Origin of the sequence: Gordonia sp. WA4-43 (genome assembly GCF_020520305.1) — a bacterium.
Taxonomy (GTDB): Bacteria; Actinomycetota; Actinomycetes; order Mycobacteriales; family Mycobacteriaceae; genus Gordonia; species Gordonia hongkongensis.
The window spans coordinates 4,405,074-4,430,438 of sequence record NZ_CP084736.1 but is presented as its reverse complement, the minus strand read 5'-3'; the positions used below and the strand labels follow the sequence as shown (position 1 = coordinate 4,430,438).

Below are 25,365 nucleotides of genomic sequence, written 5' to 3'. Positions count from 1 at the left end.
CCGTGCTCGACCACGCCGATGACCTCCGGGCGATCCTCGACGGTTCCTCGGCCTCCCTGCCCGTGCCCGACGACGCCCGCGCCGCAGCCGAACTCGCCTCGGCGCTGCAGGTGGGCGCACCCATCGACGACCCCGTGTCCCTCGTCGTCTCGACGTCGGGGTCGACGGGCACCCCCAAGGGTGCGCAGCACTCTCCCGCGACCCTCGCCGCGTCGTCGCGGGCCACCGCCGATCATCTGGGCGGGCCGGGCAACTGGCTGCTGGCGCTGGCCCCGCACCACATCGCCGGCCTGCAGGTCCTGCTCCGCGCGCTGACCGCCGGGCAGACGCCGGTGGTCCTGGACATGCGGGCCGGTTTCGATCCCGAGGTCTACGCCCGCGCCGTACGCGACTTCGAGGGTCCGCGGCGATACACCTCGCTGGTGCCCACCCAACTCGTCAAGGTTCTCGACCAGCCCGCCGCGACCGCCGCCTCGCGGGAGCTCGACGCCATCCTCGTCGGCGGTGCGGCGACCCCGAAACCGTTGTGGTACAGAGCGATCGACGAAGGTCTGCCGGTCGTCGCGACATACGGGATGAGCGAGACCGCCGGAGGGTGCGTCTATGACGGGCGACCCCTCGACGGCGTCGCGGTCCGCATCGCCGATCCGGCACCCGAGGGCGTCGGGCGCGTGCTGCTCGGCGGTCCCGTCGTCGCCTCCGGCTATCGCAATCTGCCCGACCATCCGGCCTTCGCCGAGCCGGGCTGGTTCCGCACCGACGACCTCGGCCGCGTCGACGACGCCGGGCTGCTCTCGATCGTCGGCCGCGCCGACGAGGCCATCTCGACCGGCGGGCTGACCGTCGTACCGCAGGTCGTCGAGGCCGTGATCGCCGACGACCCGGCGGTTGCCGAATGCGTCGTCGTCGGACTCCCCGACGACCGGCTCGGCGAGGCGGTCACCGCATTCGTCGTCGTCCGTCCCGGAGAACGCGTCGACGTCAACCGCATTCGCGATTCGGTCACCGAGCGGCTCGACAAGTACGCGGCCCCCCGGCGGGTCGTCGAACTCGACGCCCTCCCCCTCCGCGGACCCGGCAAGTACGACCGTCGCGCGTTACGGGCCCGCTTCGGTGCGCAGATGTAGTGTGTCGTCGCGCCTGGCGCAACGACGTGCGACAACTGCAGTTCAGGCGGCGGTCGCAATGGCCTGGGAGATCGACGTCGCGACGTAGTCCGCTCGGTCGCGGAGGTCACCCCAGGTGTAGTTCAGCACCGTCCAACCCGCCGCGAGGAGCGCATTGCGTCGGGTGCGGTCACGCTGGAACGTCTTCGAGTCGCGGTGGAAGGCGAACCCGTCGATCTCCACCGCCACCATCCGGTCGAGGAAGGCGAAGTCGATCTCGTACCCACAGGTCGGATGGTTCGCCACCCACCCTTCGATACCCGCGGTCCGGAGGATCGTGACAGCGAGCCGCTCCGCGGCCGACCCCGCACCCGATTCCAGCAGCTCGACCATCGGACCCATTGTCCGCCGCGCCGACGCACCGGCGCCGCCGCTCGTAGGCCTCGACGAGACGCTCGACCGTGGTGCGCCGCTGCTGCAACGCGGAACCGATGACGTCGATGCCGCCCTCTACCGCACCCTCCAAAGCCGACAACGCGACCCCGGTGACCGGTAGCCCGTCCCGGGTCAGCACGTCGGCGTCGGCGAGAGCGCGGTTGAGAATCCGGACTCCCGTCACCGGATGACCGTGGCGGCCGCGGAGAGCTGTGACCGTGGGCAAGGCGGGTGGGGCTTCGACGATCCCATGCCACCATGAGGCAGCGAGTCCCGAGAGGACCCCGTGAGTGCCGACGGCCGGCGTCGCGGTCCGGATTCGCGTGCGGTCGGTCTCGGGGTGGTCGGCGAGCGATAGACACGAGGATGCACCGATACCCACTCGCCGGCCCGCACCCGACGGTGCGCCGCCGACCGGTTGATGCCGTGTTCGCGGGCATCGGCCGCGGTGAACACGCCATCCTGTTCGAGGGCGAGCGCCCGAAAGTCCGGCGGAAGATGCATGACCTTCAGACGCACCTGCGCCGCAACCGGTTCCATCGCTCGACGGCCCCCGCAGATGTAGTGTGTCGTCGCTCCAGGCGCTACGAAGTTCTACACCTACCGGGCAGCCGCCGGCTCGCGCGCGCGGCCGTGACACGATGAACCCCGTGGCTACCCCCTCGCAGTGGATCCAGGGCGCTCGTCCGCGCACGCTCCCCAACGCGATCGCGCCGGTCGTGGTCGGTGTCGGCGCGGCGCTGCACTCCGGCGACGTCACGTGGTGGAAGTCCGTACTCGCGCTGGCGGTGGCCGTCGCGTTCATCATCGGCGTGAACTTCGCCAACGACTACTCCGACGGCGTGCGGGGAACCGACGACGATCGGGTCGGTCCGATGCGCCTGGTCGGGTCGGGCGCCGCGTCGCCGAAGGCCGTGAAGACCGCCGCGTTCCTGTGCTTCGGGATCGGCGCGGTCTGCGGCCTCGTCCTCGCGATCGCGACGGCGTGGTGGCTCGTGCTGGTCGGCGCGATCTGTATCGCCGGCGCCTGGTTCTACACCGGCGGCAAGCGCCCCTACGGTTACGCCGGCTGGGGCGAGGTCGCGGTGTTCACCTTCTTCGGGCTCGTGGCCGTCCTCGGCACCCAGTTCGTCTCCGCCGGCCGAATCGACTGGGTCGGACTGGCCGGCGCGATCGGGATCGGCGCGATCTCGAGCAGCGTGCTGGTCGTCAACAACCTCCGAGACATCCCCAGCGACACCGAATCCGGCAAGATCACCCTCGCCGTGCGCCTCGGTGACGCCCGGACCCGGATCCTGTTCGCCGTGCTTCTGCTGACCCCGCTCGCGATGAGCGTGGTCCTGGCGTTCGCGACCCCCTGGGCGCTGCTCGGCCTGGTGACGTTCCCGCTGCTGTGGCAGGCCTACGCCCCGGTCCGAACCGGGGCGGCCGGACCGGGACTGATCCCGTCGATCGGGACGACCGGGAAGGCGATGCTCGCCTGGGCGGTCGTCACGGCGGTCGCGCTCGCGCTCACCTGACGGACCTCGACGCCAGACCTGCGCCGACGATCAGACCTGCGCCTCGACGTCGGGCAGGCTCGCCACGACCGCGGCGCGGAGTTCGTCGGCCGTGGTGGCGGATTCGATCAGCGCCCGCGACGCGTCGTCGGCGGTGTCGATGATGCCCAGCAACAGGTACTCCGCGCGGAGGCGCCGGTCACCCCGTTCCCGCGCGATCTCCATGGCCCGGCCGAACACCGTCCGGGTGTCGTTCGCGAAACGCGGACGGGCGCCCCGGCCCCGCGGTCCGCGCCGGCCGCGACCCGGCTCCCAGGGCCCCTCGCCGCCGAACGGTCCGCCCGGCCCGAAACTTCCCGGCCCGAAACCCTCCGGCCCCAAACCACCCGGCCCGAAACCCTCTGGCCCGAGACCCTGTGGGCCGCAATCCGGCCGGGGTCCGCGACCGCGACCATGGTGCCGGTGCCCCCGACGCCCGTGACCACGTCCTCGGGGGCCGCGCTCGGCACGCTCGCCCCAGCCATCGGACAGGTCCTCACCGAAGCGACCGCGCACCGCTTCCCGGACCCTGTCGAGGTCGATTCCGATGCCGCGCAGGGCTTTTCGATCCTCCTCGTAGCGTTCGCGGACCGACTCGTCGTCGGCGGTCTCCGCGGTGTCGGACCGTTCCGCGTGCTCGTCGTGGTACTTCCGGACCACCTCCCGGGCCGACGTCAGCGTCAGCCCCTGGTCGGCCAGCAGCGCGAACAACGGGCTGCGGGCGTTGCAGAGCATGCCCAGGATCAGGTGGTCGTTGCCGAGTTGCCGGTGACCCAGGTCGCCGGCCTCCTGCGTGGCGAAAGCCAGCAGCATCTTGTCATCGCGACTGATTCGCTCGAACATCTGTGTCTCCTTCTGGCCCACTCGCGCGGGCCTCACGTTGTGAGTGCTTCTGATGCACGGCCTGTCGGCTGATCTGCAGCACTTCTGCGATCGCCTGCCAGCTCCACCCGTGGGCACGGGCGTTGGCCACCTGCACGTCCTCGAGTCGGTCGGCCAGGGTGCGCAGGGCGCGTACCGCGGCCAAGCCCCTCGCCGGATCGCCGCTCGCGGCGTCTCCGGCCAGCTCGGCGCTCGGCGCGTCGGGTGCGGTGTCGGTGCTGTGGTCGTCGTGCATGATGTCAGGTTATGTTGACATCGACAATGTGTCAAGAATTGTTGACGAGCTGGGCATGTCACATCTGCCCGACCGCGCAGCCACGACGGGACTACTCGTTCTGGATCGACTCGCTGATGTTCATCCGCCCGGCGCGGACCGCGGGGACGAAGGCACCGATCAGGCAGAGGGCAACGGCGATGGTCACGAAGAGCAGGGCCGACGGCCGTGGCGAGTACTGCACCGTCAGGGACGTCGTGATGGTCAGGATCTGGTTGCTGAGCAGATGCATGGCGGCACCGAGGACGACGCCGAGGACCGACCCGACCAGGGCGACCGCTCCCGCCTCGGCGAGCACTGTCCGCGAGACGAACCGGCGGGAGGCCCCCATCGCCCGCAGGACGCCCAGCTCGCGGCGTCGTTCGAGGACCGACAGCAGCAGCGTGTTGAGCAGCGCGATCGCGGCCGCACCGGCGACGATCCACTGGATGGCGACCGCGAACGCGCCCGCCTGCTCGACAGTGGCCTGGGTGGCCGCGAGGGCCTCGGCACCGCTGTAGACACTGATGGGCTTGTTGCCCGTCGTCGGGACACCGTCGACGAGCGCCTCGAGGTCCCGGCGGACCTGTTCCGGGTCGGCATCGGGCGCGGTGATCACCTGCAGGTAGGTGTCGCCGTCGCGATCGAACCACTCCCCCAGCAACTCCTGCGACATGGCCGCCACACCGGAGTCGAGGGAGACATAGTCGACGGTGTCGCGTACGACCGTCTGCCGCGGACCGTTGGGGGTCGCGAGTTCCACCGTGTCGCCCGTGCCCACGCCCAATGCGCGGGCCAGGACGTTCGACATCAGGATGCCGTCGCCGGCGAGGACGCTCGCCACCGCCTCCGGCGACGCCTTGCGCATGAACGGTGCGCGCGAACCGGGCTCTAGCCCTTGCACATTCGCCTTGCTCTCGCCGATGTTGACCGCGGCCCACTGACCGCCGACGACCTCGGTGACCCCGGGAACCGCCGCGACGCGGTCGACCACCGAGGGCGGCAGGATCGGACCCAGGGGCAGGCTCGCGGCCGACGTCGACGACACGTAGAAGTCCGGATCCCCCAGTCCGTCGAGCGATTTCGACATCGACGAGACGAGGTTGTCCAGTGCTCCCGACGTCCCCATGCCGACCGCGATCGCCACCGCGACCGTCATCAGTGTCGCCCACGCGCGCCGCGGGGCGCGCTCGCTGTTCACCGAGGCGAGCTGTCCGGGGCCACCGAACCAGCGGGCCACCCGAACCACCGCCCAGGCCAATGGTTTCGACAGCGCGAAGCACAGCAGCAGTGCGCCGACCAGATAGAAGACGCCGGCGACGATGGCCGGGCGGCCCGGCACGGTTGCCACGACCACCCACGACGCGATCAGGCCGGCGACCCCGAGCACCGCGGCGATCACCACCGCGGGACCACGCCGCGTGGCGGAGTCCGACACCTCGACCGGAGCCATCGCCTCCACCGGCGAGACCGCGAACACCGCCCGCGCGGCCAGCGTCGTCGCCGCGACACACGCGACCACGCAGGCGATCACCGCCGCCGCGGGCGCGTATCCGGGCAGGTGGTAGTTGATGACGGTGCCGACGGAATCGGCCGGGGGTTCGGGCAGGCTGCTGATCACCGCCCGCCCGGCCAGGATTCCGAGGGGGATGCCGAGTACGCCGCCGACGGGCCCATCAGCGCGGCCTCGCCGAGCATGTCCCCGACGAGGTGAGACCGCTTGGCACCCAACGCCCGGATCATCGCCAGCGACCTCCGCCGCGACGCCACCGCCATGTTCATCGTGTTGAACACCAGGAAGGCGGCGATCACCAGCGACACGAGCGAGACCAGCAGGGTCGCATCGCGGGTCACCGAACTCGCGACCTCGGCCTGCTTGGCGCGGAAGTCCGGATCGACCACCACCGCGCGGCCGTCCACGATGCCCTGCACCTGCGAGCGCACGGCGGACAGATCGGCGCCGGGCTCGGTCACGATGAGGATCGAGTCGAGCCGGCCCTCGAGTCCGACGAGCCGCTGCGCGAGGTCGACGTAGGCGAAGAGAAAGCGGCCGTTGTTGAGACCGGCGGCCTGTTCGTTGTCGACGACCTCGAGGACCTCGACCTCGATCGCGTTGACGGTCAATCGGTCTCCGCGGTCGAGCCCGAGTCCCGGGCCGACGAACACGCCGGTGCGCAGTCGGTCCAGGTCGACGGTCCCCGGACCGGTCCCGGCCTGCCCCTGTCGCAGGGCGCCGCGCAGACTGCCCGAGAGCTGGGTGACGCGCTGATCGGAGCCGAGCAGCGGCACGGCCGATCCATCGACGACGACCGACCCGCGGATCATCGGCACGACGGCCGCCGCCGCGTCGACGTCGCGACGGATCTCGCCGGCCAGCGACTCGTCGACGCCGGTGTCGGTGATGCCGGCGACCTCGATGTCGGCGACCCCCGACACCGCATTGTTGAAGTCCCGCACCGATTCCGACGCCGACCCGTAGGTGCCGAGCACCGCGATCAGCAACGCCGACGACACGACCACCACCGCCAGCGAGGTGAGCAGGCGCAGCCGGTGGGTACGGATCTCGCGCAGGTTCAGCAGGCGGATGCGGGTGAGACCGGCGGCTAGGGCGGCGGCCCGAGAACCCCGTCCCGCCACTAGGCGATCTTCCCGTCGCGGACCGTGATGGTGGTGTCGGCGACCGCAGCGGCCTTCGGGTCATGGGTCACCATCACCACCAGCCGGTCGGGGGTGTCGTGGGCGACCTCGGAGAGCAGTTCGAGTACCGCCTCACCCGTCTTGGAGTCCAGGTTGCCGGTCGGTTCGTCGGCGAGCAGGATCGTCGGATCCATGATGAGCGAGCGGGCGATCGCGACCCGCTGCATCTGGCCGCCGGACAGCTCCGAGGGCCGATGGTCGATTCGATCGCCGAGTCCGACCCGCGCAAGCAGTTCCACGGCACGGGGTTTCGCCTTGCGGAGCGACTGGTTGTCGAGCAGTCGCGGCAGCGCGACGTTCTCCCACGCCGACATCGTCGGCACGAGGTTGAAGAACTGGAAGATGAACCCGACGCGGTTGCGCCGGAACTCGGAGGCGGCGGTGTCGTCGAGCGCCCCGAGGTCGACGCCGTCGATGCTGATCCGGCCCGACGTCGGGGTGTCGAGAGCTCCGAGTACGTGCAGCAGGGTGCTCTTGCCCGCTCCCGACGGGCCGACCACCGAGACGAACTGACCGCCGTCGATGGACAGGTTCAGACCGTCAAGGGCGCGAACCCGTTCCTCGCCCATCTGGTACTCGCGCACCAGATCGACCGCTTCCACCAGGGCACTTCCGGTGCCGGGCGTCCGCCCGGGTTCCATCGACACTCCCGGATCGTAACCCACCCGCGAGGACCGGCCCGGGTCTCAGGCGGTCCAGCGGCCGGTGGCGAGGAACTGGTCGAGCACCGTCTCGGCGGGGCCGAGGTCGAACGAACCGGCGGCGAGCCAGTCGTCGTCGAAATAGGTCGTCGCGTACCGATCCCCGGAGTCACACAGCAGGGTGACGATACTGCCGGGCGTGCGCGCGGCGACCATCTCGGCGACGAGCGAGAAGGCCCCCCACATGTTGGTGCCGGTGGAACCACCGACCCGACGACCCAGGAGGTCGCTCACGCGCCGCGCGGTCGCGATCGACGCCGCATCGGGCACCCCGATCATGCGGTCGATGACCTGCGAGATGAACGACGGCTCGACCCGCGGCCGGCCGATGCCCTCGATGCGCGAACCGGTCTGGGCGGTCAGCGTGCCGTCCGCCGACGCGTAGGCCGGCAGGAACACCGAGTTCTCCGGGTCGACGACGGCCAGCCAGGTGTCGTGGCGCCGGTAGCGCACATACCGTCCGAGGGTCGCCGACGTACCACCGGTACCCGCCCCCACGACGATCCAGGTGGGGATCGGATGCTCTTCCTCGGCCAGTTGGGCGAAGATCGACTCGGCGATGTTGTTGTTGCCGCGCCAGTCGGTGGCCCGTTCGGCCATCGTGAACTGGTCGATGAAGTGGCCGCCGAGTTCGGACTCGAGACGCAACGCCTCGGCGTAGACCTCTCCGGGGTGCTCGACGAAATGACAACGCCCGCCGTGGCGTTCGATGAGTGCCGTCTTCGCCGGCGACGTGCTCCGTGCCATCACCGCGATGAACGGGACGCCGATCAGCTCGGCGAAGTAGGCCTCGCTCACCGCCGTCGACCCCGACGACGCTTCGATCACCGGCGTGCCCTCGACGACCCACCCGTTGCACAGCGCATAGAGGAACAGCGAACGCGCGAGCCGGTGCTTCAGCGAGCCCGTCGGATGGGTCGACTCGTCCTTGACATAGAGGTCCACGCCGACCTCGCGGCTCGTGTCGCCGTCGGCGACGGTCCAGCGCGACCATGCGGGCAGCGCGACGCGGAGGAGATGGGTGTCGGCACTGCGCCGGCCGTCGGCCTCGATGAGGCGGACGGCGTTCTGGGTCCAGGCCCGATCAGGGCGACGGTCGACGACTCGCGTGGGTTCCACGGGTCGCCGAACTCACTTCTCGCCGCGGAGCCGAGCCTGCAGGTCGTCGTGCTTGGAACGGCGACCGGCCTCCAGTGCCGCGATCTCGCTGTTGACCTTCAGACGCAGGGTCTTGAAGAGGACCATGCCGAGCGGGAGCGCGATCAGCACCCCGAACACCGCCGCCACGAGGAACGGCACCTCGACGCCCACCAGGTTGCCGCCGACCATGATGATCACCACGACCGCGGTGACGAGCAGCAGACGCGCGAACGTGTACGCGAACAGGGCGAACGCCAGGGTCATCGGGCGACCACCCGCCTGCGGCGTGGCGTCGCCGGCCGTGGTCTCGCGGGTGGCCGCGTCGGGCGTGGCCTTCTTGCCGGGGGTGGGGTCGGGCGTTTCACTCACCCCCTCAGCTTACTGGGCGGGCTCGGCGCTCCCGCAGGTCGCGGGCCTTTGCATGCTCTTTACCTCCCACTGACGGTTCGAGTACCTGGGCGATTTGCGTGTATTCATAAGGAACTCGTCCACCACCGTGCAGAGCCGCTTCGCCATCTCGGCGCACCGACCGAGCACTCCAACACGCACAGGGGGAATCATGACCAGCATCGAGACCGCACCGCCCACGACCTACATCACTCCGGGACTGGCCAGCCAGCACACGTTGACCCCCGGCCAGGTCGCCGCGATGTTCAACGTGAATCCCAAGACGGTCGCCCGCTGGGCGAGCTCCGGCATCCTCGGCTCGATCCGCACCCCGGGCGGCCACCGACGCTTCCGCGAGGAGGACGTCGTAGCCTTGCTCAACCGCCGCGCCCACTGACCCGGCGGCCCTGTAGTTCTCCCGACGACCCGACGCCCGGCCGGACCTCATCCGATCAGTGGAGAAGTGCGGGTCAGGTCGGCTTTCGCCCTGACCTCTCAGGCGTCTCACGTACGCTGGTCGTCGGGAGGTTGTCATGATCTATCTGTTCGCCGTTATGGGTCTGCTGGCCATCGGTTTCCTCATGTGGCGCGCCTTCGGGCCCCACTCCGACGAGTCCGGCGACACCCCTTCGCCCGGCCCGCGTCGATCCCGTCCCCGCGGCCCGCTCGGCCCCGACGACGACCCCGATTTCCTGCGCGACCTGGACAATCGCACCCGCGGCACCAACGGCACCGACGGTGATGAGATCTGAGGCGTGACGCGCGGCCGAAAAGCTGAGACCAGGTTCAGAACGTCTCTGCGGAACATACCCGTGGGTAGGGTATTGTCCACTTCACCATCGACTCCCCGATGGCCGGACCGAGAGAAGGCGCCGTTGAACCCGGGACGATCTCCGCGAGGGGCGTCGACCGATGACGACCTGAGCTTCGCCGAGAAGATCGGATACCTCTTCGAACACAGCCGTGACGAGAACGGCATCCGATATACCGGCAAGAAGATCGCCGAGAAGGCCAACCGTCTCGGCTACTCGCTGTCTGACGCGTACATCTCCCAGCTACGCACCGGCAAGGCCCGCACGCCGTCGTTCCGCACCGTCGAGGCCATCGCCCGCGCCTTCGACGTCAGCGTCACCTACTTCCTGTCCAACCCCGACGAAGACCTCGAACGCGTTCGGCAGCAACAGAATTACGTCGAGATGCTCCAGGTCACCGGGAGTCACCTGTCCGGGATCGACATGGGTTCGCTGTGCCCGGACACCATCGACGCACTCATCGACCTGCTCAAACTGGTCAAGGCCCAGGCGATCGCCAAGCGGGCGGAGGAGAACTCCCCGAGCGAGGCGTCCGGCTGACGGTTCCGCCGGCCCGCCCTCACAACCGGGCGGTACTCACAGGCCGGCGTAGGAGTGCAGTCCCGAGACGACCAGGTTGATGATGAACAGGTTGAACAGCATCGCCACGAAACCGGCGACGTTGATCCAGGCCGCGGCATTGCTGCGCCAGCCCGCCGTCGCGCGTGCGTGCAGGTAGGCCGCGTAGATCACCCAGGCGATGAAGGACACCGTCTCCTTGGGGTCCCAGCCCCAGAACCGGCCCCAGGCCGCCTCGGCCCAGATGGCACCGCAGATCACCCCGAGGCCGAACAGCGGGAAGCCGATCACGACGCACTTGTAGGCCAGGCGGTCGAGCTGCTCGACGGACGGCAGATGGTCGACGACCCGACGGACCGCGCCGCCCAGACCCGGACGGGTCGCGGCCGTGGCGGAGTCGTCGGACGAGGTCGGAGCCCAGCGCATCTTGACCAGATAGAGGATGCTCGCCACACCGGACACCAGCAGGATGCCCGAGGACACCGAGATGATCGAGACGTGCACGGCCAGCCAGTAGGACTTCAGGGCCGGGACGACGGGTGCGGCCTGGGTGTAGAGCCAGCGGCCGGCGATGAACATCAGCAGGATGACGGGCAACAGCACGAACGAGAGCAGCGGCCGGTGCTCGCGCTTGCGCAGGATGATCAAGGCGGCGAGCACACCCGCGGCACACGTCATCGAGATGAACTCGTACATGTTGCCCCAGGGCGCACGGTCGGTCGCGATGCCGCGGAGCACGATCGAACCGATGTGCGCGGCGAGGCCGACGACGACGACCGGGAGCGCCATGTTGCCGAGCTTGTCGCCCAGGGTCCGGCGCGACGACTCGTCGACCCGCCCGGGCACCCGCGTGTCGGTTCCGTCCACCCCGGCGTTGACCAGCTGCTTCTGCTCGAGGCGTCGGCCGCGGACCGCGGCGAGGGCGCCCAGGAACAAGATGACCGCGACGACGTAGACCGTCATGGCCGTGCCGTAGAGCAGGTCCGAGTACCGCGCGAGAGTCTCGTCGATCGGCATCGCCGGAGCGTCGGTGTTCATGTGCTTCCTTTCGCCGGCCGCTAGAGCCGCCGGGTCGTCCGCCGCGAGGCAGGTCCGTCGGCGTCGTCGGCCACCAACTCGGCCGCCTGCTCGTCGAAGCCCTCACCCCAACCGGCCTGATCGGTACGCGCCAGCCCGGCGATTTCTACTACAGTACGTCGTTGCCCAGTGTCCGGGCCATCGGTGTCCGGGCCATCGGTGTCCTGGCCATCGCCGTCGGCACGTGCGGCCGCGGCCGGCACCGGGACCAGGCGGGCCCAGATACGGCGGCGGCGGATCAGCAGCGACACCAGCAGACCGCCGAGCATGACGATCGAGCTCACCAGCACCCATATCTGGGCGGGGTCGTGCGAGACCTGCACCGACACCCACCGTTCGTAGCCGTCGAAGGTCACCGTCGTGCCGTCGGCGAGGGTGTGGCTCTGGCCGACCGCGAGGTTGACCTGCGCCTTACGTTGGAGGCGGCCCTGTTCGATGAGGTCCTGATCGAGCGAGTAGACGTTCTGCGGTCTGCCGGTGTCCAGACCGGTGTCGCCCTTGAAGATCCGGATCGCGACGAAGGGGTCGTCGGGGGTCGGCGACGACGACGTCAGCAGCGAGCCGTGGAACGACGCGGTGGGCGCGAACAGGCCCTCCAGCGCGATCTGATTCTTCCGGCGGTCGTCGGCGTCGGGGTACAGGCCCGCCGGGGTGTCGAAGCGTGCCGCGCCCGACGAGAGCATCGTCTGGAGCTCGTCCGGCACGAACGGGGTGGTCTGCGTGCGCTTCTCCCCGTTGGGGAAGGTCACCGTGAACGTCGGCGCGAAACCGTTGCCGAGGACGTAGACCCGGTCGCCCGCGACGCGAAGCGGTTCGTTGACGCGCACCGACGCGGTGTCCCAGCCGGCGGGATCGCCGAGGTTGCCCACGCTGCCGTCACTGCCCGCGGCGTACCGGATGGTGGCGTCGTACATGTCGGGCTGACCGCTGGGCAGGAAGGTCGCCGAGAAGTCGTCGACGCGGAAGCAGAACGGCGACAGGTCGGTGCCGTCGACCAGGTTGCCGGCGCGGAACGAGTCGTAGACGGCGGTCGAGGTGTTGCACAGTCCCTGTTCGCCGTCGGCGACGAGGCTGCGGGTGCCCTCGTAGCCGTACATCTTGCCCAGCGCGATCGACACCAGCAGTGCCAGCAGCGCGAAGTGGAACACCAGGTTGCCGAACTCGCGCAGATAGCCCTTCTCCGCCGAGACCTCGACGCACCCGTCCGGATACGCCTTGCTCGGCTCGCGGACCACGACCTCGCGACGCCACCCGCGCAACCGGCCGTCGATCCGTCGGGCGACCGTCTCCGGATCCCCGTCGACGGTGTGGGTCACGTGCCGCGGCAAGCGCGACAGGTTGCGCGGTGCGGCAACAGGTTTCGCGCGGAGGCTGTGGAAGTGCTCGACCATGCGCGGCGTCAGGCAGCCGACGAGGGAGATGAACAGCAGGACGTAGATCGCGGTGAACCAGGCGCTGGAGAAGACGTCGAAGAGCTGCAGGCGGTCCATCCACACGCCGAGCTGACCGCGGGCGGCGATGTACTCCAGGGTCTTCTGCTCGTTGAGCTCGCGCTGCGGGAGCAGGGCACCCGGGATCGCGGCGAGGGCGAGCAGGAACAGCAGGATCAGCGCGGTCCGCATCGAGGTCAGCGAACGCCACAGGTTGCGTAGTGGCCACAGCACCCGGCGGCGGGCCCAGTGGGGCTTCGGGGCCGGCTCGGGGGTGTCCACCTGCGGGCGGTCGGTCACATCGGTCATCAGGACAGCACTCAGATCGGTAGTTGGGTGTCGGTGACGAAGCGGACCTGGACCCACACGATGAACTGGTCCCACCAGCCGGTCAGGAGGGCGACGCCGACCCCGATCAGCAGGACGCCCCCGATGACCTGGATCGTGCGGGCGTTCCGGCGGAGCCAGCCGAGACTACGCAGGGCCCAGGCCGAGGAGAAGGCCAGGATCACGAAGGGCAGGCCCAGGCCGAGGCAGTACGCGACGATGAGGGTCACGCCCTTGGCCGCCGTCGACCCCTCCGTCCCGCTGACGGTCGCGATCACCGCGGCCAGGGTCGGCCCGAGGCACGGCGTCCAGCCGAGTGCGAAGACCGCTCCGAGCAGCGGCGCCCCGACGATGTTGGAGACCCGCCGCGGTTCGAAGCGGACCTCGCGCTGCAACGCCGGGATGAGGCCGATGAACACCAGGCCCATGGCGATGGTCACGACCCCGCCGATGCGTTGCAGCAGTTCGCGATTCAAGACGAAGGTACTGGTCACGCCGAGGACGGTGGCGGTGGCGGCGACGAAGACGACGGTGAAGCCGAGGACGAACAGGCCGGCGGCCAGCGCGACCCGCGACCGGCCGCTCTTGGCGCTCTCCCCCACCTTCACCGCGGGCGCCTCGGCCCCGACGAGACCCGCGAGGTAGGACAGGTAGCCCGGGACGAGGGGCACGACGCACGGCGAGGCGAAGGACACGAGCCCGGCGAGCAGGCAGGCGGCGAAGGCGAGCAGCAGCGGTCCGCTGGAGACGGTGTCGGCGAACGTGTCGCCGATCGAGGAGGCGAGCACCAGGGTGGTGGGGTCCAAGGTGGTCGGGTCCATCACACCGACCCCGCCGGCTCGGCCGCGACGCGCTTGACGACCTCGTCGAGCTCGTTGTCGGAGACCGCCTTGAGGAACACCGCCGCCGGCCGGTGCTCACGATCGAGGACGATCGTCGTCGGCACCACCGAGGTGGGCGTGGTCAGAGCGGCCAGTGACATCCCCGGGAAGTCGTAGATCGACGGGAATCCGACCTTGCGGTCGATGACGAAGTCCCTGGCCGACTCGCGGTCGTCGCGCAGGTTGATGCCGAGGAATTCCACCCCGTCGGCGCGATTGCGTTCGTAGACGCGCTCGAGGTCGTCGGCCTCACCGCGGCAGGGTCCGCACCACGAACCCCACACGTTGACGACGACGACCTTGTCCGCGAATCGCGGGTCGGACAGCGACAGCGGCTGTTCGGTGACGAGGTCCTCGCCGGCGAGTTCGGCGATCGGCTTGCGCTCGTCGGGTGCGTAGGTGATGACGGTCTGCCCGCCCGGTGACACGAACTGGAAGGTGTTCCCCTGCGCGACCGCGTCGTCGCCGGTGCTGCATCCGGCGACCATCAGGATCAGGGCCGACAACATCGTCGGCAGGAGGAACTTGCGCACTACGTCAGGCTTTCTTCACGCACCGGTGGCCAGTGGGTCCGAGGACCCGGCCGGCTCGGAGTAGATGATGTCGACGAGGGCGTCGTCGTCGTAGATGAGGCTGGTCAGCGAGGCCAGCGAGCACTGGCGGCGACGCGGGTCGTGCCAGAGGCGCTGACCTTCGAGGAACCGGCGCAGGGTGTACACGGGCAGTTGGTGGCTGACGCAGACGGCTTCGTGGCCGCGGGCGGCGTCGCGGGCCTTGTTCGCCGCGGCCAGCATGCGGTGGGCGAGCTGGATGTATGGCTCGCCCCAGGAGGGGGTGAACGGGTCGCGGAGTTTGGGCCAGTGCCGGGGCTTGCTCAGCGCGCCGTCGCCGACGGAGACCTTGAGACCCTCGAAGACGTTGTCCGCCTCGATCAGGTCGTCGTTGGTGAGGATCGGGACGCCGTGCGCGGCGGCGATCGGGGTGGCGGTCTCCTGCGCGCGCTGCAGCGGCGAGGCGAACACGGCCTTGACGTCGTGGTCGGCGAGGGTGTCGGCGACCTTACGGGCCTGCGCCTGGCCGTCGCCGGAGAGGCGGAAGCCGGGGAGACGGCCGTACAGGATGCCGTCGGGGTTGTCGACCTCTCCGTGGCGCATCATGTGGACGATCGTGTGCATCAGGCGTTGTCCCCCGGGGTGGCTGCGGTCGCGGCCGCCTGCGCTGCCGCGGGCAGCGCATCGGCGATCTGCGAGAAAGCATCCTCGTCGAGCGCCGCGGACACAAACCAGGCTTCGTAGGCGCTCGGCGGCGCGTACACGCCGCGTTCGAGCAGGGCGTGGAAGAACGGCGCAAACCGCCAGGTCTCGGTGGCGGCGACGCCGTCGTAGTCGAAGATCGGGATCTCCGGGTCGGTAGTGAAGAACACACTCAACAGGCTGCCCGCCTTCTGCACGCGGTGGGCCACGCCCGCCGCGTCGAGTGAGTCGTGCAGCAGGGTCGCGAGCCGGTCGGCGTTCGCGTCGAGCGTGCGGTAGACCTCGACATCGGCGTTGCGCAGGGTCGCGAGGCCGGCGGCGACGGCGACGGGATTCCCCGACAGCGTGCCCGCCTGGTACACCGGCCCGGTCGGCGCGAGACGTTCCATGACATCCGCGCGGCCACCGAACGCCGCCGCGGGCAGTCCCCCGCTCATGACCTTGCCGAAGGTGTAGAGGTCACCGGCCACGCCCTCGAGTCCGTACCAGCCACTCGGGCTCACCCGGAACCCGGTCATGACCTCGTCCATGATCAGCAGCGCGCCGTGGCGGCGTGTCAGGTCGCGGAGCCCGGCGTTGAAGCCCTCCACCGGCGCGACCGCACCCATGTTCCCGGCCGCCGCCTCGGTGATGACGGCGGCGATGTCGTCGCCGAACTCGGCGAAGGCGTCGGCGACGGCGGTAAGGTCGTTGTAGGGCAGCACGAGGGTGTCGTGCGCCGCCGCACCGGTGACGCCGGGGCTCGTCGGCAGGCCGAGCGTGGCGACGCCGGAGCCGGCCGCGGCCAGCAGTGCGTCGACGTGACCGTGGTAGCAGCCGGCGAACTTGATGATCTTGGACCGGCCCGTGTAGCCGCGGGCCAGCCGGATCGCCGACATCGTCGCCTCGGTGCCGGAGTTCACCAGCCGGACGCGCTCGACGGGGTCGACGCGGCCGATGATCTCCTCGGCGAGTTCGATCTCGGCCTCGGTCGGCGCGCCGAAGGACAGGCCGCCGGTGGCCGCCTCACGCACCGCCTCGACGACGGCCGGGTGCGCGTGCCCCAGGATCATCGGACCCCAAGAGCTCACGAGGTCGACGTAGTCGTTGCCATCGGCGTCGGTCAGCCGGCATCCGGACGCCGAGGCGATGAAGCGAGGGGTCCCGCCGACCGCGGAGAACGCGCGCACCGGGGAGTTGACGCCGCCCGGGATGGCCTGCGTCGCGCGGGTGAACAGCGCGGCGGAGGCGGCCGTGCCGGGAGCGGGCGTGGCAGCAGCGGAAGGGGTCACGGCCTACAGTGTTCCAAACGGCACCGGGTGACCCAAATCCTCGCTGGTCGGAGGGGGTGCGACCCGGCTCGAACCGGACCCGGTCAGCTCGCGAGCGCGGTGCGCACCTGCTCGGCGATCGCCGCCTGACCCGCCTCGTTGGGATGCACCGCGCCGGGTCCCGAGGTGGTCATCGGCTCGATCCAGCGCTGCGCGCCGGCACACGCGTCGTGACCCTCGGACACCTGTGACATGTCGACGAACTCGACGCCCTCGTCCTCGGCCGCGCGCCGCCCGTACGTGTTGAGCGCGGTCTGGAGCTCGCGGATCATCGATACGTCCCCGGCGGCGAGTCGCATCTCGGGATAGCAGCCGGCGGTCGGCGGGACCAGCCAGGGATAGCCGACGAGCAGGACGCGCGCGTTCGGCGCGCGGTCCCGGACGTCGCGCAGGGCCTGGCGCACGGCGGGATAGATGTCGGTGGCGACCGGCTCGATCAGCGCCCGTCCGTAACGGTCCGTGCACGGCGAGCCGGTGCGGTCGGCGTCGGCCAGTTCGCCGCAGAGCCGGATCGCGCGACCGTACGTCTCCTCGTCGTTGCCGCCGATCATCATCGTGACCACGTCGGTGTCGCCGTCGAGGGCGTCGAGTTGGGGCGGCACGCCCTGGTGCTGCGACTCGCGGAAGTCGTCGGTGTCGGCGCCCGCGCAGCTGACGTCGGTGAGGTCGAAGTCCTCGTCCGCCGCGACGACGTGCGCGTAGTTCCTCGACGACCGCAGGCAGTAGATCGGCGAGTCCTCCTCCAGTGGCCGCACGCCGGTCCCGGCGCTGAAGCTGTCGCCGAGGTTCACGTACTCCGTCGACTGTGCACTGTTCTCCGTCGACTGTGCAGTCGTTCGCGTCGACTGTGCAGGTGTTTCCGTCGACTGGGCGTCGTTCTGCGTCGACTGTGCACAGCCGGCGAGGATCGCTCCCACCGCGAGCAGCACGAGCCCGGACCGGATGAGCCGCCGTGGACGTCGATCGTCGAACCTGCGTGCCGTCATGCCGCCATCCTGCGTCCGGTGAAGCCCGTCGGCAACCACCGACCGGCCGCCCGCCCACGCGAGTAGCGTGGTTCGCCGAGGGGATCGCCGCATCGTGCGGGGTCCCGCAGCCGAGTCACGAGGATGTGAATGCGTATGAGCGACAAGGAGATTCTCGACCCGCAGGCCGTGCTCGACGGTGTGCCGACCGGGCTCTGGATCGACGGCCGGTCCACACCCGCAGCCGACGGCGGGACCTTCGAGGTCTACGACGCCGCGACCGAGGAGTCGCTCGTCTCGGTCGCCGACGCGGGGGTTGCCGATGCCCGCCGCGCTCTCGATTCCGCCGTCGCCGCGTCGGCGGACTGGGCGGCCACCGCGCCCCGGGAGCGCGGCGAAATCCTCCGTCGGACCTTCCAGTTGCTCACCGATCGCGCCGACGACATCGCCATGGTGATGACCCTCGAGCTGGGCCGCGCCCTCCCCGACAGCCGGGCGGAGACGACGTACGGACTCGAGTTCTTGCGGTGGTTCGCCGAGGAGGCCGTCCGGATCGGCGGTCGGTTCAGTCCGTCGCCGGCCGGCAACGGGCGCATCCTGGTGGCCCACCAGCCCGTCGGGCCGTGCCTGGCGATCACCCCGTGGAACTTCCCGCTCGCGATGGGGACGCGCAAGATCGGGCCCGCGCTCGCCGCGGGCAACGTGATGCTCGTGAAGCCGGCCCGCGAGACGCCGCTGACGATGCTGGCACTGGCCGAGGCCTTCGCCGAAGCCGGTTTGCCGCCCGGCGTGCTGTCGGTGTTGCCCACCACGTCGAGCGGCGACGTGTCGTCGACGTTGATCACCGACGATCGCATCCGCAAGATCAGCTTCACCGGGTCGACGCCGGTGGGTCGCAGTTTGCTCGGTCAGGCCGCCGACCGCGTCCTGCGCACGTCGATGGAGCTCGGCGGCAACGCCCCGTTCCTGGTCTTCGACGACGCCGACGTCGACGCCGCGGTCGAGGGCGGGTTCGCCGCCAAGATGCGCAACGGGGGCGAGGCCTGCACCGCCGCGAATCGGTTCCTGGTGCAGTCCGGTGTCGCCGAGGAATTCACCGAGAAACTCGTGGCGAAGATGTCGGAGGTCCGGATGGGACCGGGGTACGACGACGGGGTGACCCTGGGGCCGCTGGTGAACGCCGACCAGCGGGACAAGGTCGCCGACGCGGTCGAGCAGGCGGTGGCCGACGGTGCCCGCGTGCGACTGGGCGGTGAACGTCCGGAAGGTCGGGGTTTCTTCTATCCCGCAACGGTTCTCGACAACGTCGATCCGTACGCAACGGTGACGCGCGAGGAGATCTTCGGTCCGGTCGCGGTGATCAGCACCTTCGACGACGAGTCCGCGGGCATCGAGGCCGCCAACTCGACCGAGTACGGCCTGGCGTCGTACTTCTACAGCCGCGACCTCGAGCGCTGCATGCGCGTCGCGAGCGCCCTGGACTCCGGAATGGTCGGGGTCAACCGCGGCGTGATCTCCGACGCCGCAGCACCGTTCGGTGGCATCAAGCAGTCCGGGATCGGACGCGAGGGCGGCAGCGAGGGCATCGACGAGTACCTCTCGGTGAAGTACATCGCGCTCACCTAGCGTGTTACGTATGTGACTAGTGATACAGGTGTTATCGATCCGATACCTGTACGACCGTACTGATCCCTACACTCGGTCACCATGCGTCGTAGAACCCTCACGACCGCGGCAGCCGCGGCCGCAATCGCAACTGCCGCCTCGGTGGCGGTCGCCGTCGCACCGTCCGAACCGGTGGCTTAGGTCGAGAACGCCGCGATCAGTACCGATTTCGGCAGCGTCGACCTCGGTAGCTCCGAACTCGGCACCCCGAACAGCAACTTCCTCTGGCAGAGTCCGGGGACCCGGTACATCGTCGTACTCGGCGCCAAGTTCGGCGTTCTCGGGCAAACTCCGGATGTCCTCAAGCGTCGTCTCGACGTCGCGGCGAACCTCGGCAAGAAGCACCCGTTCAACCGCATGATCGTCTCCGGGGGCGACACCCACTGGCTGCCCGTCACCGAGGCCCAGTTCATGAACCTCGGGCTCATCCGACGTGGAATTCCCATGTGGCAGATGGTCAACGAGGGCGCCTCCACCTCCACGGTGCAGAACGCCCAGAACACGGTGCGGATGCTGAAGCACATGGGCGCCAACGGCGCGATCATCGTGACCAACGGCTTCCACATGGAACGCGCGATGAAGAACTTCCGCGACGCCGCCAAAGCCCAGAACGCCCGGCTGACGTTCCGGCCGGCGTACGCGTAAACACTTCCCCGCGGGGCGGCTCCCCTCCCGCCCGACTGTTTCCCTCCCGCTTGCCGGACCTGGCAAGCGGGAGGGAAACGGACACCGCGGAAACGGGGCCTGGCCTACGCTGGGCAGCATGCACGATCCTGGCCACGAATCGTCCGATGCCGAGGGACTGCGTCGCCAGTTCGAGGCGATGCTTGCCGGCCTGCAACCGAACGAACTCCCCACGCTGTTGAATCAGCTCAGCGCTGCCGCCGCGGACAGGTTCGAGCGGCCACCGTCGATTCGTCAGCGCAAGGAACCGCTCGCCGAGACCGTGGTGTTCCGCATCCGCGTGGATCTCGACGACGCGCGACCCCCCATCTGGCGCCGCCTCGACGTCCGCTCGGATATCTCCCTGGAGGACCTGCACCGGATCATTCAAGCGGCGTTCGGGTGGCTGGACTACCACCTCTATCGATTTGCCCTGGGCGGCAGCCCATTCGACCGCAGGAGCGAACTGTTCCTGTGCCCGTTCGACGCTCGGGAAGGCGAGGAGGTGGGCACACCCGTCGCCGAGGTTCGCCTCGACGAGACGCTCCACGAACAAAGCGACGCCCTGCGCTACGTCTACGACTACGGCGACAGCTGGGAACTGACAGCCCAGGTCGAAAGCGTTCACGAGGCGTCGGAGGACACACCGTGGGCCCGGTGCGTCGACGGTCGGCGTGCTGCGCCTCCGGAGGATTGTGGCGGCATCACCGACGCGGAGTCACTCGCCGAGGTCGTCGACGACCCCGCGCATTTCGACATCGGCGAGGTGAACGCCGCACTCAGTGACCCCATCCTCTCGCTCGTCGATGCCGGAATCGATGCACGGCTCGGCGACCTGCTGTACCGGGTTCAACCTCTCGACGATTCCGGAGCCGTTACGGCGAGCGCAACGCGGTTGGCAGCCTCATCGACGATTGCGACGGGCGACCAGCTCGAAGCCGACCTGCTCCCCTACCTGTGGTTCCTGCGCCGCGCGCGCGATGAAGGCTTCACACTCACCTCCGCTGGCTACCTGAAACCAGCCGACGTGGTCGCGGCGTCGAAGGTGTTGCCGACGATGAAGTACTTCATCGGCGCCAAGAACCGAGAAGTCCAGAGCACACCGGTGCTGTACTTCCGTGAGTCCCTGCTTCGGATGGGGCTGTTACGCAAGCACAAAGGCCGCCTACTGCCGACCCGAGTCGGAACGAAACTCGCCGACGATCCGCAGGCACTGGCCGACCATCTCGCCGACCGGCTGCTGAACCAGAAGATGGATGGGTTCACCGAGGACGCGAGCCTGCTGATGCTCTTCTTCGCCGCCGCCTCCGAACCCGGCGACGAGATGCCCCTCGAGACGATCGGCGCGCTGCTCACCGCGTATCGCTGGCAGGGCACGGACGGGCGCCCGATCCAGAAGTACGACCTCTACGACCTCGACAACGGAATCCACGAGTTCCTCGAAGCCGTCTCGTCCCCGGAACGGGGACTCCGAGGGGTGACGCTGAGCCCGACGGCCATCGAGGTCGCGCGACGCGCAATCCACCATCGCTGACCCAGCGTCTACTACCGAAAGTAGTTCTCGTGCCTGATGATCCGCCGAAATCGTGCCGACGGGTTTTGTCAGACCCCTTTCGTATGGTGGTGTCATGGCATTCGAGTTCGGCACCATCGACCCCGGCGGGGATCTCCCAGACGAGGGTGTCGACGTGTTCGGATCACTCGCCGGCCTCTCGCCCGAAGCCCTGATCAGCACCGCCGTCTATTCGGCATCGATGAACGCCGCCAACACCTGCCGCACACTGATCACCGCCAGCCTGCTCCACGAACAACGCGAAGAAGAATACCTACTGCACCGCAGTGCGATTCACTCCGGCGAGGCAGGTTCCATCGACGAACTGCTCGAGAGGACAGCACAAGCAGTTACCGGTGCGGACCCGTATGAACAGTTCGGGCCCAACGGATTCGAACAAGCCACCGCCGAACTCGGCGCCGCCCTGAACCTCACCCCCGCCGAAGCCCGCGACCTCATCCGCACCGGCGACGCCATGCGGTACCGACTTCCGCTGACCGGCACCACCCTGGCCTGCGGACGAATCGACCGCGACCGATTCCTGATCGCACTCAAACGCACCGACTTCGTCGACAACGCCACCATGCCTACGGTGGACGCCGCGTTGGCCGAGGCAATCCTGGCGCGCGACCCCATGTCCACCACCCGGTTCACCGCACTGGTCGACCAGATCGTGCACAGGCATGCACCTGATGCAGTCAAGCGCCGCAACAACCAGGCCGAACGGGATCGCGGAATCAACATCCGGCCCGACCGACACCAACCCGGCCAGTCGCGCATCACCGGACACTTCCCCCACACCGACGCCGCCGCCCTCAACGCCCAACTGACCGCCATGGCCACCGGCGTGCACACCGGCGACCCGCGCACCATGCCCCAGCGCCGCGCCGACGCCCTCATCGCCCTCGCCCACGGCAGACAAACCCTGGACTGCCGGTGCGCCGACTGCACACCCCCACCAGCCGAGCAGAACCTCGACACCCCCGAACCCGCCCAAGCGGCAACACCCGACCCCGAGCCCATCCCCGCCGCCGCACCGGACGTGACCGACGCCGGCGCAACCGAACCCGACGACAACGCGCCGGTCTCGGAGCCGACCGGCGACTGCACGTGCACCTGCACCAGTTGCCGCGCACCCCGACCGACCTACCACATCGTGGGCAACCTGACGACGCTGGTCGGGCTCGACAACGAACCCGGCATGCTCGACGGCCACGGGCTGATCGACGCCCCCACCATGCGCCGACTCTTCGCCGACGCGATTCACACCTTCATCACCACCGGGGTACGCACCGACCCGGCCGACGCCGACGCCCGGGCCGCGGCCGCCGCCAGCACCTACGTGCCGAGCAAGAAACTGCAAGCACTCGTGCGGGCCGGCGAGTTGTGCTGCACCTTCCCCGGCTGCAACCAACCGGTGTGGACCGTCGACCTCGACCACACCCACCCACGACCACCGCCACCCCGACCGCGGCGGAAAGACCCTCCAACACAACCTCAAACCGTTGTGCCGGTTCCATCACCGCATCAAAACCTTTGGCAGGTGGCGCGACTCCCAGGACGAGTACCTCGCCGTGTGGTTCGAAGCCCCCACCGGCCACACCTACCTGGGCAACCCATACACCGGACGAGACCTGTTCGCGTCGTTGAAAACCCAGCCACCCGACCACCCGGCGCGGCAACGACTCACCGACGAGCGCGCACACCGCACCGACACCCATCGTCGACAACAAGTCGAGTGGGACCGAAACAACCCGCCACCGTTCTGACACAGAACAAGTGCGCGGGCGGCTGAAGGCCGGCTTCGATATGCCGACGGGGGCGATTTCGCTGCGCGAATCGCCCCCGAGGTGTGCCGAACTGCGGAATGGGTACAAGCACACGCGTGGTGGTCAAGCGCGCGGTCGGCAAGGACACTGAGACCTTCCCAGACTTCACCCGCCGTCTCGGCTTCCGGGTCACCACAGAACCGAGGTTTCGGAACTGACCGACTAGAGAGCGGAGGAGCTCGAAGTGGACGAAGCAGCCACACTGGACGAATACATCAAGACTGCGCTCGGCGACGACTTTCATACCTGGCCAGGGGGATGGCCGGGTGAGATCGAGGCGGCCCTGATTGACGCGGTGTTCTCCATTCAAGCCAGGTATGGCGGTCCCAGAACAGGCGTCCGCGCGGTCGTCAACCGGTGGCGGTCGCGCGACGACCGCACCGCGAAGATCGACGATCTGGAAGCTCTCGCCGCTGCAGATCCAGTGGAGTTCGTGAGGACGGTCAACAATTCTGCGCAAGCGAGCGGGCGCCTCAAGGGCGAGATCGTCATCGACGCCGCGAAAGCACTCACTGCCGTTGGACTTCGTCACGCGAGTGACTTCACCAATTCGAAAGAGCAGAAGAACGCTTACCTATCAGTCAAGGGCTGCGGATCGGTGACGTGGTCGTACTTCGGCATGCTGCTGGGCCTGCCTGACGTCAAGGCGGACACGTGGATTGTCCGCTTCGTGGAGAAGGCGCTGGCGCGCCCCGTGCGGCCTGAGGAAGCCCGCGAAATTCTAGCCACCGTAGCGACGGCGCGCGCCGTTAGCGCCACAGCTCTGGACCACGCCGTGTGGGAGTACGCGCGCAGGAATCTCGGCTAGTGCCTGTGCGAGGAGAATCAGAAGACCGCCGCGTCCACCTCGTCGGGGTGGCGCCGTGGCGGCAGGCCGTCGATTTCTACTACAACCCCGACGACGATCTGGACCTCGACGACCTCGGGTTCACGTTTCCCGCGCGCTGGGCCGCGGGAGATCTATTTGTCATCGTGACGACGGACAGCCCGGCGCCGGCCGTCGTCGTGGTTGAGGAAACCCTCTGCGATTCCACGGGTCCGGACTCGTACGACCAGTATCTGGGACCGTTCGAACTCTCGCTGACTGCTGTCGAACGCCGGCTCGGCACTCCCCTACCGAGCGCCCCGGCCTCGCTCGACACGGCGACGGGCGAACGATTGATCGCGGCGATCTCGGCCGAGGAGAAGTCTCCGACGCCATGGCGTGAGTTGGACGAGCGGGGATGCGTTGCTCACGTCGAGCTTCTCGAACCGTACGCCACGTGTGCGTGCTGCGGGAGGTGGGCTGACGAGGCACCACTCCTCGAACATCACCTACTCGACGACATCCAGGAGTTGAGGTTCTTCGGCTCCAGCTCGATCGTCGTCTGCCTCATCTGCCACGACCAGCTCCACCGTCCGCTCGCACCGAGTTCCGACGACTTCATGTTCGGTTTCCGTCCGTTGTGCCCATGCTGTTCGGCGATGCGCACCTGCCAGGTGGTCCGGGGATTCCCTGCGGGACCACCGGGACCGGGAACCCTCCTTGTCGGGTGCGATAGATCCGACCCGGTGACGTTCGAATATCGCTGCGGTGCATGCGAGTACGAGTGGACCGAGGACGACGATGGTTACCAGCCGTTGCCTGCAGATTTCGACGACGATGTGGTGGTTCGGGCCCGGATCGCGCCGATCCCCGACGGGGTCTACCGACCGTACTCACGCACGGGCGAGCCCGGTCGGGTCGTCATCGGGCGGTATGCGCCGCGAGGGCCGGGACCCCACTCTGCAGCCTGGGGCGACGCGATCCACCACGAGCTCGTCGGGCAGGACGGGCGTATCTACCTGGTCGACCCGACGACGGTGAGGTCTGCGGAGCCCCATACGTGGGAGACCCGGCAGCCGTGGACTGGCGACATGTAGGT

The 25,365-nt window shown here is 68.9% G+C and carries 25 protein-coding genes and 2 pseudogenes; 12 read left to right on the top strand and 15 right to left on the bottom strand.

The window, feature by feature from the left end; all coding sequences use genetic code 11:
• Positions 1–2 precede the first annotated feature (2 nt).
• Positions 3–1,127, top strand: coding sequence for an o-succinylbenzoate--CoA ligase (gene menE, locus LEL84_RS20075; RefSeq protein ID WP_226512597.1), 1,125 nt, complete (start codon positions 3–5; stop codon positions 1,125–1,127).
• Between the two features lie 42 nt (positions 1,128–1,169).
• On the opposite strand, the gene LEL84_RS24865 is transcribed toward menE, so the two are convergent.
• Entirely contained in the window at positions 1,170–1,412 is a 243-nt protein-coding gene (locus LEL84_RS24865) for an endonuclease domain-containing protein (RefSeq protein WP_319005249.1), read from the bottom strand.
• A 31-nt stretch (positions 1,413–1,443) separates the two neighbouring features.
• Between LEL84_RS24865 and LEL84_RS24860 the strand changes: the two genes are divergently transcribed.
• On the top strand, positions 1,444–1,662 hold the full coding sequence (locus LEL84_RS24860) for a hypothetical protein (RefSeq protein ID WP_319005248.1): 219 nt from the start codon (positions 1,444–1,446) through the stop codon (positions 1,660–1,662).
• A 59-nt stretch (positions 1,663–1,721) separates the two neighbouring features.
• Here the strand turns inward: LEL84_RS24860 and LEL84_RS24855 are convergent, their stop codons facing one another.
• Positions 1,722–2,045, bottom strand: a complete 324-nt coding sequence (locus LEL84_RS24855; protein WP_319005281.1) for a type IV toxin-antitoxin system AbiEi family antitoxin domain-containing protein — start codon at positions 2,043–2,045, stop codon at positions 1,722–1,724.
• A gap of 146 nt (positions 2,046–2,191) precedes the next feature.
• Between LEL84_RS24855 and LEL84_RS20065 the strand changes: the two genes are divergently transcribed.
• Complete coding sequence (locus LEL84_RS20065; RefSeq protein ID WP_065629307.1) at positions 2,192–3,061, top strand: 1,4-dihydroxy-2-naphthoate polyprenyltransferase; 870 nt, start codon at positions 2,192–2,194, stop codon at positions 3,059–3,061.
• Positions 3,062–3,091: 30 nt separating this feature from the next.
• Here LEL84_RS20065 and LEL84_RS20060 read toward each other — a convergent pair whose 3' ends face one another.
• From LEL84_RS20060 to LEL84_RS20035, 6 genes and pseudogenes are all read right to left on the bottom strand, one after another.
• Positions 3,092–3,922, bottom strand: a complete 831-nt coding sequence (locus LEL84_RS20060; RefSeq protein WP_226512596.1) for a Clp protease N-terminal domain-containing protein — start codon at positions 3,920–3,922, stop codon at positions 3,092–3,094.
• Positions 3,897–4,196, bottom strand: coding sequence for a helix-turn-helix domain-containing protein (locus LEL84_RS20055; protein ID WP_226512595.1), 300 nt, complete (start codon positions 4,194–4,196; stop codon positions 3,897–3,899). Before LEL84_RS20055 ends, LEL84_RS20060 begins: the two co-directional genes overlap by 26 nt.
• Positions 4,197–4,287: 91 nt before the next feature.
• A pseudogene (locus LEL84_RS20050) lies at positions 4,288–6,851 on the bottom strand (FtsX-like permease family protein).
• The gene (locus LEL84_RS20045; protein WP_159371825.1) at positions 6,851–7,552 is read right to left on the bottom strand and encodes an ABC transporter ATP-binding protein; all 702 of its coding nucleotides are present in this window, start codon (positions 7,550–7,552) and stop codon (positions 6,851–6,853) included. Before LEL84_RS20045 ends, LEL84_RS20050 begins: the two are co-directional and overlap by 1 nt.
• 45 nt (positions 7,553–7,597) lie before the next feature.
• Positions 7,598–8,731 (bottom strand): PLP-dependent cysteine synthase family protein, encoded by a 1,134-nt coding sequence (locus LEL84_RS20040; RefSeq protein ID WP_226512594.1) that lies wholly within the window; start codon positions 8,729–8,731, stop codon positions 7,598–7,600.
• Positions 8,732–8,743: 12 nt separating this feature from the next.
• Positions 8,744–9,121 (bottom strand): DUF4229 domain-containing protein, encoded by a 378-nt coding sequence (locus LEL84_RS20035; protein WP_058252667.1) that lies wholly within the window; start codon positions 9,119–9,121, stop codon positions 8,744–8,746.
• A gap of 190 nt (positions 9,122–9,311) precedes the next feature.
• On the opposite strand from LEL84_RS20035, the gene LEL84_RS20030 reads away from it, so the two are divergent.
• The 3 genes from LEL84_RS20030 (at position 9,312) to LEL84_RS20020 (ending at position 10,491) form a co-directional block, all read left to right on the top strand.
• Positions 9,312–9,536, top strand: coding sequence for a BldC family transcriptional regulator (locus LEL84_RS20030; protein ID WP_058252666.1), 225 nt, complete (start codon positions 9,312–9,314; stop codon positions 9,534–9,536).
• Between the two features lie 136 nt (positions 9,537–9,672).
• Positions 9,673–9,891, top strand: coding sequence for a hypothetical protein (locus LEL84_RS20025; protein ID WP_068971436.1), 219 nt, complete (start codon positions 9,673–9,675; stop codon positions 9,889–9,891).
• Between the two features lie 123 nt (positions 9,892–10,014).
• Positions 10,015–10,491: a helix-turn-helix domain-containing protein gene (locus LEL84_RS20020; RefSeq protein WP_058252664.1), complete on the top strand. Its 477-nt coding sequence runs from the start codon at positions 10,015–10,017 to the stop codon at positions 10,489–10,491.
• A 36-nt stretch (positions 10,492–10,527) separates the two neighbouring features.
• Here LEL84_RS20020 and ccsB read toward each other — a convergent pair whose 3' ends face one another.
• The 7 genes from ccsB to LEL84_RS19985 form a co-directional block, all read right to left on the bottom strand.
• Positions 10,528–11,547: a c-type cytochrome biogenesis protein CcsB gene (ccsB, locus tag LEL84_RS20015; protein WP_226512593.1), complete on the bottom strand. Its 1,020-nt coding sequence runs from the start codon at positions 11,545–11,547 to the stop codon at positions 10,528–10,530.
• Between the two features lie 20 nt (positions 11,548–11,567).
• Positions 11,568–13,325 (bottom strand): cytochrome c biogenesis protein ResB, encoded by a 1,758-nt coding sequence (locus tag LEL84_RS20010; RefSeq protein ID WP_226512592.1) that lies wholly within the window; start codon positions 13,323–13,325, stop codon positions 11,568–11,570.
• A gap of 11 nt (positions 13,326–13,336) precedes the next feature.
• On the bottom strand, positions 13,337–14,164 hold the full coding sequence (locus LEL84_RS20005; protein WP_226512591.1) for a cytochrome c biogenesis CcdA family protein: 828 nt from the start codon (positions 14,162–14,164) through the stop codon (positions 13,337–13,339).
• Positions 14,164–14,757, bottom strand: coding sequence for a TlpA family protein disulfide reductase (locus LEL84_RS20000; protein ID WP_226512590.1), 594 nt, complete (start codon positions 14,755–14,757; stop codon positions 14,164–14,166). The genes LEL84_RS20005 and LEL84_RS20000 overlap by 1 nt, the downstream gene beginning before the upstream one ends.
• A 15-nt stretch (positions 14,758–14,772) precedes the next feature.
• Positions 14,773–15,399, bottom strand: a complete 627-nt coding sequence (locus LEL84_RS19995; protein ID WP_058252659.1) for a histidine phosphatase family protein — start codon at positions 15,397–15,399, stop codon at positions 14,773–14,775.
• Complete coding sequence (gene hemL / locus LEL84_RS19990; protein WP_226512589.1) at positions 15,399–16,748, bottom strand: glutamate-1-semialdehyde 2,1-aminomutase; 1,350 nt, start codon at positions 16,746–16,748, stop codon at positions 15,399–15,401. The genes LEL84_RS19995 and hemL overlap by 1 nt, the downstream gene beginning before the upstream one ends.
• 83 nt (positions 16,749–16,831) lie before the next feature.
• Positions 16,832–17,773 (bottom strand): SGNH/GDSL hydrolase family protein, encoded by a 942-nt coding sequence (locus tag LEL84_RS19985; protein WP_226512588.1) that lies wholly within the window; start codon positions 17,771–17,773, stop codon positions 16,832–16,834.
• Positions 17,774–17,908: 135 nt separating this feature from the next.
• On the opposite strand from LEL84_RS19985, the gene LEL84_RS19980 reads away from it, so the two are divergent.
• From LEL84_RS19980 to LEL84_RS19955, 6 genes and pseudogenes are all read left to right on the top strand, one after another.
• Complete coding sequence (locus LEL84_RS19980) at positions 17,909–19,378, top strand: NAD-dependent succinate-semialdehyde dehydrogenase (RefSeq protein ID WP_226512587.1); 1,470 nt, start codon at positions 17,909–17,911, stop codon at positions 19,376–19,378.
• A 195-nt stretch (positions 19,379–19,573) separates the two neighbouring features.
• The gene (locus LEL84_RS19975) at positions 19,574–20,062 is read left to right on the top strand and encodes a YdcF family protein (protein WP_226514369.1); all 489 of its coding nucleotides are present in this window, start codon (positions 19,574–19,576) and stop codon (positions 20,060–20,062) included.
• 118 nt (positions 20,063–20,180) lie between these two features.
• A complete protein-coding gene (locus tag LEL84_RS19970) occupies positions 20,181–21,614 on the top strand; it encodes a plasmid pRiA4b ORF-3 family protein (protein WP_226512586.1) in 1,434 nt (477 codons plus the stop codon).
• 94 nt (positions 21,615–21,708) lie between these two features.
• Positions 21,709–23,401: pseudogene (locus tag LEL84_RS19965) on the top strand (DUF222 domain-containing protein).
• 244 nt (positions 23,402–23,645) lie between these two features.
• On the top strand, positions 23,646–24,269 hold the full coding sequence (locus LEL84_RS19960; protein ID WP_226512584.1) for a hypothetical protein: 624 nt from the start codon (positions 23,646–23,648) through the stop codon (positions 24,267–24,269).
• A complete protein-coding gene (locus LEL84_RS19955; RefSeq protein ID WP_226512583.1) occupies positions 24,269–25,363 on the top strand; it encodes a hypothetical protein in 1,095 nt (364 codons plus the stop codon). The genes LEL84_RS19960 and LEL84_RS19955 overlap by 1 nt, the downstream gene beginning before the upstream one ends.
• Positions 25,364–25,365: the final 2 nt, after the last annotated feature.